4 protein-coding genes are annotated in these 12,494 nt (G+C 67.6%); all 4 read left to right on the plus strand.

Annotated elements, in window-relative coordinates:
• Window positions 1–12: 12 nt before the first annotated feature.
• The 4 genes from GX444_03760 to GX444_03775 are packed head-to-tail and all read left to right on the plus strand — an operon-like array spanning window position 13 to window position 11,977.
• Window positions 13–2,352 carry a VWA domain-containing protein gene (locus tag GX444_03760; GenBank protein NLH47703.1) on the plus strand — a complete coding sequence of 780 codons (2,340 nt, stop codon included), beginning with the start codon at window positions 13–15 and terminating at the stop codon, window positions 2,350–2,352.
• Entirely contained in the window at window positions 2,349–9,620 is a 7,272-nt protein-coding gene (locus GX444_03765) for a hypothetical protein (protein NLH47704.1), read from the plus strand. The genes GX444_03760 and GX444_03765 overlap by 4 nt, the downstream gene beginning before the upstream one ends.
• Before the next feature lie 9 nt (window positions 9,621–9,629).
• On the plus strand, window positions 9,630–11,141 hold the full coding sequence (locus GX444_03770; GenBank protein ID NLH47705.1) for a hypothetical protein: 1,512 nt from the start codon (window positions 9,630–9,632) through the stop codon (window positions 11,139–11,141).
• Window positions 11,138–11,977 carry a hypothetical protein gene (locus GX444_03775; GenBank protein NLH47706.1) on the plus strand — a complete coding sequence of 280 codons (840 nt, stop codon included), beginning with the start codon at window positions 11,138–11,140 and terminating at the stop codon, window positions 11,975–11,977. The genes GX444_03770 and GX444_03775 overlap by 4 nt, the downstream gene beginning before the upstream one ends.
• Window positions 11,978–12,494: the final 517 nt, after the last annotated feature.

The following is a 12,494-nucleotide window of genomic DNA, read 5'->3' on the forward strand; positions in this document are numbered from 1 at the left end:
AGGGACTGACGCATGTCGCGCACCGTTTTAATCGCGGTTAGCCTGCTGTTGCTCCTGATTTGCGGCGTGGCCCGGGCCGACACCGGAACGCTGACTCCCTATTTCGACTCTGAACCGCAGGCGGCCGAACAGCTCACCCTGTCCGACCTGGAAATCCGGCTGACGCTCGATCACGGCCTGGCGCGGGTCGAGATGATGCAAATCTACGCCAGCCACGACGACCGGACGCTCGAGGGCCGTTACCGGCTGATCATCCCCGAATGGGCCGACATCAGCGGCTTCGCGGTGTGGGACGACCTGGTGCGCATCCCCGGCGTCATCCTCGAAAAAACCAAGGCCCGGCGGCTCTTCGACGAAATCGTCCGCGCCGCCATCGACCCCGGCCTGATGGGCGGCGAGGACGAAACCAGCGTCGTCAACGAATTCACCGTGCAGGTGGCGCCGATCGCGCCGTACGGCACCAAGCGGCTCGAACTCACCTACCGGTTTCCCGCGCCGATCGAGCGCGGCCGGCTGGACTTCACCCTGCCGCTGCGGCCCGACGAGGGCAACGAGCAGACGGTCGACCGGCTGACGATCGACATCGCCGCGACCGACGGGCTGAAAATCGCCGCGCTGGCCTTCCACGGCGAACGCCTGCTGCCCGAGGTCACCGAACAGGGCGAGACGGGTTTTCAGGCCCGCTTCACCGCCGCTCATTTCAACCTCGACGAGGATCTGAGCTTCACGGTCGAATATGAAATGCCCGACGCGACCGTCGACCTGACCGCCTACCGCGACACGGAACAGGTCGATTGGAACCTCGGCCCGACCGGCGGCCATTATCAGGATCGCGACGGCTTTTATCAGGCCCGGGTGCTTTTTCCGCCGCAACAGGGCGCGGCGGTCGGCCGGCGCAACATCGTGCTGGTCGTCGACGGCAGTCTTTCGATGCTGGGCGACAAGCTGCTGCGCACCGTCGAATTGATCGGCGAACTGGGTCGGGAATTGTCGCCGGGCGACGAGCTGACCCTGCTGTTCGCCAACAGCGAAACCACGGTCGCGGCCGGTCCGCCGCAGCCGGTTTCGCCGGCCTGGCTGGCGCGGCTCGACGAGTTTCTGCGCGCGCAGACCATCGCCGGCGGTTTGGACCTGTCCGCGGCGCTGGCGGCGGCCGGCGAATTGTGCGTGCCCGGCAAGGCCAACCAGATCGTCCTGCTCAGTGACGGCCACCCGACCGTCGGGCTGCTGCGTTACCCGGCGATCATCGAGGCGTTTCGCCGCTCGCCCGGGCCGGCCCGCGGCGCGCGCCTGTTCGCCGTCGGCATCGGCGACGACGCCAACCGCGTTTTGCTGACGCAACTGGCCGCCTCGGCCGACGGTCACTACGCCTGGTGCGCCGACACCGCCGATGCGGCGGCTTTGGCCAAGGCCACGGCGGCGCGGCTTTCGGCCGCGATGCTGCGCGGCATCCGCCTGCTGTTCGGCCGCGCCGACAACGTCTTCGATTCCTACCCCGCGACGATTCCGGCGGTCTTCGCCGGCAGCGAAACCACCGTCGTGGGCCGCTTTAAAAAGCCGGGTGACGACCGGCTCATTCTGAAGTACCAGGCCGAATCCGGACAGGCGGTCGAAAAGGCCGTCGCGATCCAATGGCCCGAGAAGGCGACCGATCACGAGGGCATCCGGCGGCGCTGGGCCAAGGCCCGCGTCGATTACCTGGTCGAGCGCATCCGCAACGAGGGTGAAAAACAGGAATGGGTGGACGAGATCGTCGCCCTGTCCAAGCGCTTCACCTTCGTGACGCCTTACACCAGCTTCCTGGCGGCGCCGCGCGCCCTGCTGCGGCCCCGCGTCATCCGCCCCGGCGATCCGCTGCTGCGCGTGCGGACCAGCCCGGAGATCGTCCGGGTCGCCGCCGTCTTCCCGTTCGGCCTCACCGCGCCGCTGCAATATCTGGCCGACGAGGACATCTGGCAGGTGCGCTTCCTCGCGCCGCCCGACTATCCGGACGGCTCGTACATCTGCCGCCTGGTGCTGGTCGATCGCGACGGCCGTCAATACGTCGAAGCCAAATCGTTCGTGCTCGACAGCCGGGCGCCGGTCGTGAAACCGGCCATGGCGACCGTCTGGCGGGCCGGTTCGGCGGTCCGCGTCGCCGTCACCGCCGACGCCGACACGCGCCGCCTGCTGGCGCGACTGCCCGGCGCGCCGACGGTCGGCCTGCATTGGGACGAGCGGGCCAAGGCCAGCGTCGGCACCCTGGACGTGCCGGCGGGCGCCCCGCTGGGCAGGCAACAACTGGAAATCTATGCGGAAGACTTCGCGCACAACGTCAGCCGCACCCTGGTCGCCGTGGAGGTGAAGCCATGAACGCCCGGCGCCGCATCCCGCGTTTGGCGATCGTTTTGCTGCTGTTGTCGCTGCCGGTCGGCGGGCTGATCGCCTATTGGCTGCACCCGGCGGATCGACAGGCCGGCTGGACGAAGATCGGTCTGCCCGGCAGCCAGGAGCGCATCGCCGCCTTTCCGGAACTGGTGAAACTCACCGCGAACGAAACGCGTCCGGCGGTCGATCTGCCGGCGCTGCCCTTTGCGCTGGACGAAACGCCCGGAGCGGTCGCCGCGCCGGGCGTCGAGCGCCAAACCCTGCTCGGCGCCGACAGCTTCGCGCCGCGCGCTCCCAAGGCAATCATCGCCGCCGACGCCGCCCGGTCCAATCTGACCGCCGCGGAGGCCGACGTCCTGGTCGGGGCCTATCTCGACCTGGGTCGGATCGACGAGGCGATCGCGCTGCGCCGCGCCCGCGTCCAACGCGATCCGCAAGACGAAAGCGCACCGGAAGCCCTGATCGGCGTGCTCGACGGTCAGAACCGGGTGGACGAGGCGTTGACCGCGATCGACGCTTATTTCTCTCTGCTTCTGGAAAAAGGCCGCACCGCCGACCGGAAGGAGCGCGGGAAAAAGCTGGAGCGCGCCAGGCGCCTGCTCGACCAACGGACCGAAATCAACCGGCGCGCGCTACGGCCGCAAACCGGCGTCGACGAGGCCCGGCTGCGGCTGCTGGACGCGTTTCCGGAAAACGGCGAACTGGCGGTCGCCTATGCCCGCGAATTGTTGGAAAACCGCCGGTACGACGAACTGATCGCGGCGCTGGAGCCGCGGGTCGATCGCTATCAGGAAAATCGGTGGGATCTGTGGGATCTGCTGGCCAAGGCGTACGAGAAGCGCGGCCGGCTCGACCCGCTGCTCCAACGCCTGGAAGAACAGTTGATCGCCGAGGGCGACGACTCGCTGCGGGAGCTCTACGGCAACATCCTGCGGCGGACCAACCTCATCGAATCGCGCCGGAAACAACTGGCGGAGGCGCTGCAAGCCCGGCCGGACACCGCCGCCCTGTGCCGACTGGTCAATCTGGATCTGGCGATCGCGCATTACGAACCGGCTCGCGCGGCGCTGGAGCAAACTCTGCCGCGCATCGCCGCCGGCGCGACCGCGCCACAATTGCTCGGCCTGGCCGACCTGGCGCACAGCGCCGGGATGGCCGATCAGTCCGCCCGGCTCGCGGCCGACGCCGCCTTGCTGGCCGGTGACGATCCGAAACTGCTGTTGGCCGCCGCCACGCGGTTGAATCGCGGCGCCGCCCTCGCCTGGCCGCTGGCCAATTCGCCCGCCCAGGCTTTCCAGCCGGGATTCGCCGACCGGCAACCGGGCGTGGCCGGCGGGTTGCTGTCGCTGGGCACCAACCGCATGGAAGCGCCCGCCGCCCTGAAGAACATGCCCGCGACCGGCAACCGCTACGCCAACCGCCAGCAGGCGGTCCGCCTGGCCTACCGCGCGCTGGAACTGTTTCCCGACGCGCCGTCCGCCTTTCCGGCCGCGAGCCTGCTCGCGGAAACGTATCGGGACGTCAAAGACCCCGATCGCCTCGACAAGCTGGCCGATCAACTGGCCGCCCGCTTCGGCGACCGGCAACCGCGCCTCGGCCATATCCTGCAATGGAAAGCCGACGCCGCCCGGATTCGCCAGGACAAAGGCGCTGAAATCGACGCCCTGCGCCAGGCCCTCGCCGCCGCCTTGCGTCTCGACGAGCCGGCGGACGCGGCAGAGATTCAACAACGGTTGATCGCTCTTCTATTGAAGGAAAAGCGCTATCCGGAGGTTCTGGCGCTCAAGTGGGAGCGGGTCGAACGCTACCCGCAGGACGAAGCCGCGATGCGCGATCTGCTCAAGTTCACCGAGGAGAACAAACTGTTCGCCGACGAGGAACGCGCCTATCGCCGCGCCATCGAACAATTCGACCGCCGCGCCTGGAGCGACAAATTCGCCCGCTGGCTGCTGCGCCAGGAACGGCGGCAGGATTTCGAGGCGCTCGTGCTCGACGCCGCCGCCAAGCTGGGCGAAAACGAATTGTCGAAATTCATGCAAAACCTGGTCGGCGAGGAATCCCGCCAAAAGGCCGGCGACCTCTTTTTCGAAAAAGCCTACATCGTGGCGCTCGGCCGCTTTCCGGCCGACATCGGCATGAGCCGCCGGCTGCTCGACTTCTACGAAAGCAAGGGCTGGAGCAACGGCGGCGAGATCGCTTACCAAGACAAGTTCATCGATCTGGGAATGCGCGTCTTCGCGCTGGATGCCGCGCTATCGCGGCGACTGACGCAGCGGCTCGCCCAGCGGGGCATGATCGCCGGTCTGCGGCAGCGGCTCGAGGCGAACCGTACCGTGCGCCCGGTCGAGCTGCTCCTCTGGACGCGCCTGCAGGAACACGACTCGCAATACGAAGCGGTCCGCCAGGGGTACGCCGCGCTGGACGGCCTCTGGCCCAAGAGCCAGCGCGCGACCCTGCCGCTGGCCGTGGCCTCCCGTTCGCTGGCCGACAGTTACCGGGTGCGCGACGTTTCGCTCTACGCTCAGGCCGCGACGGCTTACGGCCAACTGGCCGACCGGTCGCCGCTGGAGACCGAAAACCGCGTCTTCCAGGGCGAGACGCTGCTGGAAGCGGGCCGCCCGCGCGACGCCGTGGCGAACTGGGAAAAGCTCATCGCCGCCGCGCCCGGCGACGCCAACCGCTGGTTGGAACTGGCGACGTTGTACTGGGATTACTACCGCCCGGTCGAAGCCAAGAACACGATCGCCGATGCCCGCCGCACCCTGACGCAGCCGGAATTGTTCGCCAAGGAAATGGCTTATCTGCTGGAGGACGAGGGGCGCATCGACGCCGCGGTCGACGAGTTGGTCATCGTGGTGCTGAACCAGGATTATTCCGCCGGCATGTACGAGGCGAAACAACGGCTCGACTACCTGGTGCGGGCCCGCAAGACCACCGACGACACGGTCGACGCGGCGTTCTGGCGTCGCTTGGAACGGCCGGAGGGCAAGAGCGAGGAAGGCCTCGCGTATCTGCAGTGGCGGCGCGACCGCAACCAGGTCGAGGCGGCCAAGCGCGCCGCTTATCGCCTGCTGCCCAAGTACGGCGACACCGTGTTCGCCGAGGGGGCGAACGAAATGTTCGCGACCTACGGCGACGATCCCGGCGTGAAAGCCTGCCTGGAACGCTTGCTGGCGATCAGCGACCACGACCCGGTCATGGTGCAGCGGCTGGTCGTCTACCATGAAAACCGGCGGGAAACCGCCGAGGCCGATCGGCTCGTGCGTGAACTGGTGGACCGCGCCGCCGACTCGTCCGCCCGGGCCGCCGCCCGCCGGTTCGCCGCCGACTATTTCTGGCGCACCGAACGGCGCGCGACCGCCCTGTCGTATTACCGCTTGCTGGCCCAAGAAGGCGAAGATTACGGCCGCACGAACCGCTGGCTCGTTTACGCCGACCGCTGCCTGGAGGACGACCGCCCGGACGACGCGCTGGCGGCGCTGGCCGAGTTGCGGCGCGTCGAGCCGACCGACGCGACCATCGTGGGCGCCATGGCCAAGGCGTACGCCGCGAAAAACGACCGCGCCGGTCTGGTGGCGTTTTACCAAGAGGTCCTGAAAAACCTGCGCGACGCCCAATTGAGCGGCGACACGAAAAAGGATCGCGAAATCGAACTGCGCGGCAAGTTGATCGAGGCGCTGACCGCCCTGAAACAGCCGCGCGACGCCATCGAGGAGCACATCAAGATCATCAACCGCCTGGCGCCCGACCCCGCGCCCGTGCTGGCGGCGCTCCGCTACGCGAAACGATACGATCAGACCGCGCCGCTGCTGGCCTATTACGAACGCGAGGCCGAGCGCGCCCACCGCGACTTCCGCTGGCAATACGTCACCGCCCTGCTTGACGAGGGCCTGGGGCGTTACGCCGCGGCGGCCGCCATGATGGACAAGGCCGTCGCCAACGAACCGCAACGGATCGACCTGCTCGAAAAACGCGCCCAGCTGCTGATCAAGGCCGGCGATTTCGACCAGGCCATCGCCGTCTACCGCACCCTCGACAGCCGCCGCTTGTCCGGCGTCGATTATCAACAACGCGTCGCCGAGGTGCTATACCTGGCGAACCGGCCCGAGCAGGCCGAGCAATGGCTGAACCGGATGCTGGCGGCTCCCGACGTGGACGTGTCCCGGGTGGTCGCGGCGGCCCGGCTGGCCGAACGCTTCAACCGGCCTTACGCCTCGCGCGGTTTTGCCGTGCAGGCCATGAATCTGATTCTCGATCAGCCCGACAGCCGGCAGGCGGACGGCGATTTCTATTGGCTGTGGCTGCGCGGTTGCCTGGAAACCGGCGGCATCGACCAGGCGATCGTCGACCTGGACGGCGTGCGCCGGCTGCTGCAAACCGCGCGCGAAAGGACCCATCCGATCGGCCGGAAGAAAATCGACGAAACCCTGGCGAAGATCGACGCCCTGAGCACCAGCGCCTTGGCGTCGTGGCTCGGCCAGTTCGCCGACGGTCCGGCGCGCGCCAAGTCCGCCGACCTGTTCGCGTCGCTGCTCCGGCAAAGCATTCCCGCCGATCCGGCCAAGCGGCAGGAGGCGTTCGGCAAGGCCGTTCGCGCGGCCTCCGTCGCCATGCTGCCCGCCGTGGCCGATCAACTCGCGCGCGAGCAGTTACGCGATTTGGACACCCAGTTGGCGAGCGCGACGGACAAGCCGAAAATCGACGCGCAGTTGGCGGCGCTCCTGCGCCAACAGGCGAAAACCAGGCCATGGCCGGCGTTGCTGGCCGACGCTCTGGCCCTGCCGAACGGCGGCCGGGAAACCGCGACCCTGACCGAACAGGCCGTGCTGGCGCGGGCGAACGGCGATTCCCGGGAAACGGAAATTCTCGGCCGGCTTTACGGCCGCGGCACCGACAAGACCCTGCGCCGGCCCCAGCCGTTGCAAAGCCGTTATTTCGGCCTGCTCGGCGACGCGCCGCTCGATCAACTGGTGAACGGGCCCTACGTGCAGCCCGGCCCGCTGACCTACTGGCTCGCCGAGCAAGGGCAGACCGCGCGCCTGGTCGCCGCGTTGACCAACCACTATCGCGACCAGGATCCGCGCTGGCTGCTGTCGAAAAAAGCGCTCGCCTACCAGGCCGACCCGGCCTTCGCCAAACAGGCCCGGGAAGCCGACGCCGAATTGCTCGGCCTGCCGCTGCAGATCGGCCGCCGGCTCGACGCCAAGCCGGCGCCCGGTCAGGTGAAGGAAAAACTCTGGACGCACTACGCCACCGGCTATGCCAACTGGCTGCTGTCGCAAAACGATCCGGCCGGCCTGCCGCTGCTGTACGCCGGGCCGGAACGGCACCCCCTCTCCGCCGACGCCTATCTGCAAGCGGCGACCGATCTCGACCGCGCCGGCCGCTATCCGGCGGCGGAAACCTTCCTGGAGCAGGCGGCGCAATTGGCCGCCGGTGACGAGATGATCGTCGCGCGCGCGCTACATCTGTCGCGGCAGGGCAAAAACGGCGCCGCCGCCGATCTCTTGGAAACCTTGATCGCCAAACCCGAAACGCCCCTGCCCACTGTTCGCCGTTACGCCGAGTTGATGGCGCAAGTCGACCGCGCCAAGGACGGCCTGAATCGCTGGCGCGAAATCCTGCTCGCCCGGCTGCCGTTGTTGACGGCTTACGCGCGCCGCGACGCGGCCGGTGAATGGCTGTCCTTCGCCCGGCAAAATCTCGGCGACCACTGGACCGCGAAACAGGCGCGCGACCTCCTGGCCGACGCGAGTTTTTCCGCGGCCGACCTGAGCACGCTGATCGATGAAGAAACCGTGCCGCCCGCGTTGACCGCGTGGCTCCGGTCGTTGGTGCTGGAACGGGCCGGCGGCGACGTGCGGCTGACCGTCTACGCGCGGCGCGGGTTCGCCGAGGCCGCCCTGGCCGATGCCCTGACGGCCCGCGACAAGAAGCTGGCGCAACGGGCGCTCGGCTTCCTTGCCGCCAACGACCCCGGCGCCCTGGAAGAAAGCGAAACGCGCCTGCAGCGTCTGCGCGCCGCCGTTTACTTCGAAAAGCCGGAGACCGCCGAAGCGTTGGCCAAACAGTTCGTGAAAGACACCACCGATCAGAATCCGGTCGAGACCATCCGGCAACTGTTCGTGGCCGAACACCGCGCCGCGGCCGCCGATCGCGTCTGGCTGGCCTTCTACGAACCGATCCGCAACGACGAGGCGAAGTTGGAACGGTGGGATAATGAAAACGACCTGACCCGCGTTCCGGTCTCGGCCGCGTTCGTCGCCGATTTGCGCAGCCTGGAGGCGTTTCTGCGGCTGGGCGATCGGGCCGCCGCCGAGGAACGGATGATCGAACTCGAGGAAGCCGCCGGCGAGGATGAAAGCGGCCTCATCGAGTTGGCGAAAACCTTGCGGTCGACCGGGCAGTTCCCGCCGGCGGTCCGCCTGGCGGACAAAGCCGCCGCGTTGGCACCGGGCGACTCCGCGGTGCTGGCCGAGCGGATTCGTGCGCACCTGGCGGTCGGACAAAGCGCGGCCGCGGCCCAATTCCTGTCGGTTTTCTGGCGCCAGGGATCGGGCGGGCAGTTCCAACTGGACGGGTTGTTGCAAAGCCTGGCTTCGATCGCGGCCCAAAACAAACCGCAGGATTGGCGAACCGCCGCTCAATCCCTGCCGTCCGAGTTGCGCCCGTTCGTCCTGGCGCACCTGGAGCTGGCGGTGCAGGACGGCGCGGCGGCGGCGCGAATACTGGCGGCGGTGCCGGAACCGCTGCGTTACCCGGCGATGACCTGGCGATTGCGGGCCGCGGCGTATCGGCTGACGGGCGATGAGGCGGCGGAAATGCCGGCCGTCGCCGCCTACCTGCTTTACCAGCCCTACGACGCGCAGTTCGCCCGGCGTCTTGCCTGGCTGGAACTGAAGGCGACGCCGTTCCGCGGCCTCGCCCGCCTGGCCTACCACGGCCTGCCGCTGTCGCCCTGGCAGCGCGTCGACCCCTTGGAGTCCGCCGGTAAGGCGAATGAGCTCAAACTCTGGCTCGCTTCATTGCCGGTCGACGAGCAAAACCATCTGGTCGCGGACATCGCGCGTTCGTTCGCCAAAATCGACTGGCCGGCGGCAGGCGTGGGGATCGGCGAAGTGTCGCTCGCCCTCCTGGGCGACCAGGCGACCGACGATCTGCGGCAGGTCGTGAGCCGCCTGCAAAAACAGGTGGCTGACGCCAAGGCCGCGCGCCCGCGGCGCTTCATTCCCACCGACCAACTGGCGCAGTAGGAGCAAGCCATGCGCAAAGCAATCTGGTTACCGATCGTTCTGGCCGTGCCGGTGGCGGCATTGCTCGCGGCGTTGCTGGCGGCGGCGCCGCTGCGGTCCGCCGACAACCTGCTGACCCTGGTGCCCGGCCGGCCGCTCGTGGCCTTTCACACGGCCGACTTCGCCGGCCTGACCTCCCGCGTCCGGGAACTGCCGGCGGCGGGCGAATATCTGAAGAGCAAGGCGCGCGACGCCTACGCCGATTCCAAGCTCGCACTCAAGCTGGCCGATCGCGCCGAACGCCTGGGCGCGCTGGCCGGCATGCCGCTGACCCTGGAGGCGCTGGTCGCTCACGCCCGCTCCGAAACGGTGCTGGCGCTGTACGACATCGGCGAATTGCAGTTTTTGCTGATCCTGCGCCTGCCGGCCGCCGAGCAGGCCGAACTGGCCTTCGTGAAAAACAAGGCGAAGTTCGCGCAGCGGATTTACGAGGGCCGGACCTATTGGTCGCAGATCGACTACGCGACGGGGATCGGTTTCCTGTTTTACCAGGAAGACGACCTGTTGTTCGTCGCCACCGGCGCCGACCTGCTCGAAGGCGCGCTGCTGGCCAAGGCCAAACCCGACGCGTCGCCGTTGCTCGTCCACGAGGCCGATTTCCAAAAACTGCCGGCCGTCAATCCGGAAGTCACCCATGCCGACGCCACGGTGTTTCTCGATCTGCAGCGCCTGCGTGACGACCGGTATTTCCGCGCTTATTGGGTCTGGCGGAACCGCGCGGAACTGGCCGCCGCCGACGCGGCGCTGGTCGGCTTCTCCTGCGACGGGCGCGCCTGGCGCGAGCAACGCGCCGTCCTCGGATCGGCGACCGCCGCGGCCGCGCCGGAATTGCGCTACGACGGCCGTGGCCTGGTCGCCTTTCAATCCGGCGGCGAGGGCGTGACCGCGCAATTGCGGTCGTTCCTCGGCTGGGACGCCGCCGCGTTGAATCTCGAAAACACCGCGACCGCCCGCCTGCTGGTCGCGGCGCCGTACCTCGATCCGCAAACCGGTTTGTGGTCGCTGCACGCCGGCGCGGTCCTGCGCGAAACGACCCGCACCCCGGCCGAGGTCGCCGGCACGGCCGCGGCCGATCTGCGCCAAACGCATCCGGCGCTCGCCGACCGGCTGTCACCCCAAAGCGCCGCAGACGGCGTCGTTTGCCTGGGCACGATGGCGGGCGCGCCGGGAATCTGCACCGCGCGGCAGGGCGATTTGTTGTTCCTCGCCGAGAGCGACGCCTTCTTGCGCGAGCTGCTCGCCCGCGTGAAGTCGGGCGAACCGGGCCCGTTGCACCGCGCGACGGTCGCCGGCGGCGCGGCGGCCGACCTGGCGAAATTTTTACGGCAGGCCGACGACCTGGGCGCGATCACCGACAGCGGTTCGGAATTCGCCTCGACCACCTTGGTCGACCTGCTGCGCTCCGCCGGTTCGTTCGCCGCCCTGTCTACGGTCGCCGTGCCGGTGACGGGCGGCTGGCGCCAGGAAACGGTCTGGCAGTGAAAATCCGGCTGATCCTTTGCCTCTGGTGGGGGGCGGCTGCCGTGTTGTGGGCCGCCGCGCCCGATCCGCCTTCCGCCTCGTATTGGCTGCTCTTGGACGCCGCGACCGGCCAGGTGACGGCCGAATCGGCCACGGGCCTGCCGCCGGACATGGGGGGGCGGCTCGTTCAACCCGGATCGACGTTGAAGCCGTTTCTGCTGGCGGCGGCCATGGAAGGCGGGCTGAAACCGGAACGGGCTTTCTATTGTCCGGCGCGGCCGATCACCGATCCGCCCGAGCGGCGCTGCTACCTCGCGGCGGGCCACGGCGGCGTCAATCTGAGCCAGGCCCTCGCGCAATCGTGCTCGGCCTACGCCCGGCAAGCCTGCGCGTTCGTCGACGCCGATCGCTACCGCCGCCTCCTGGAAGAGTACGGCTTGCGGGCCGGACTGCCGTCGCCCGAGCGCTTTCGCGCCTTGGGTTGCGAGGTTTGGATGGGCGCGAAACCCGGCCTCGCCGCGACGCCGCTGGAATTGGCGAACGCCTATCGCGCCGCCTTCGGCGGTGCGGCCAAAAGCAAACCGTTGACCGGACTGGCCTGGTTGCGCCAGGGATTGCGCGAATGCTGCCTCACCGGCACCGGCCGGCGCGTGCGGCAGGCGCAACCACTGCTATCGATCCTCGGCAAAACAGGCACGAGCGAAACCGCCGCTGGCCGCCAGTTGGGCCTCTTCGTCGGCCTGACGCCCGCCGAAAATCCGCGCCTGATCCTGGTTGTCCTGGTGGAAAACGCCGACGGCGCCGCCGCCGCCGAATTGGCAGGAAAGGTGGTCTGGAGTAGAAACCAAAACCGATGACGAACAGGGACCCGAATGAAAGTGCGAAAGATTGTTGACACTACCATGATTTTGACCGCTGTATTGGTTTGGCAACCCAGGATGTATTGTATATCCTCACTGCTGTCCAAAACGATTCTAACCTGATTTAGCCTTCCTTGAAATCATGGCGTTTTTTGGACAGGTTTTCCCGGTTTACGGACGAGGTGGTCGGTTTCGAAGCGCGCCTGCTGTCCCAGACTCGGCAGGGGCAGGAGCAATTGGCCGATTTCCGGACCCAGAGGCGGCGTTTCGAAGGGATGCCTCGGAATTCCGCTCGAATTCCGGGCGAATTCCGGGGCGAATTCCGGGGACACATTACTTATCTCCCTCCGCTTTTCGGGCGAATTCCGTCTGGAATTCCGGGGACACATTACTTATCTCCCACCGCTTTTCGCTTTTCGGATTTCCGATGGATTTAGAGGGACAGTATCTACAAATTGGAATTTCTGGAGCATTATTTAACTCCATCCTTCGACCACCGTCGGAATTTCTCACA

Source organism: Myxococcales bacterium, from assembly GCA_012517325.1.
In the GTDB taxonomy this organism is placed as follows: domain Bacteria; phylum Lernaellota; class Lernaellaia; order Lernaellales; family Lernaellaceae; genus JAAYVF01.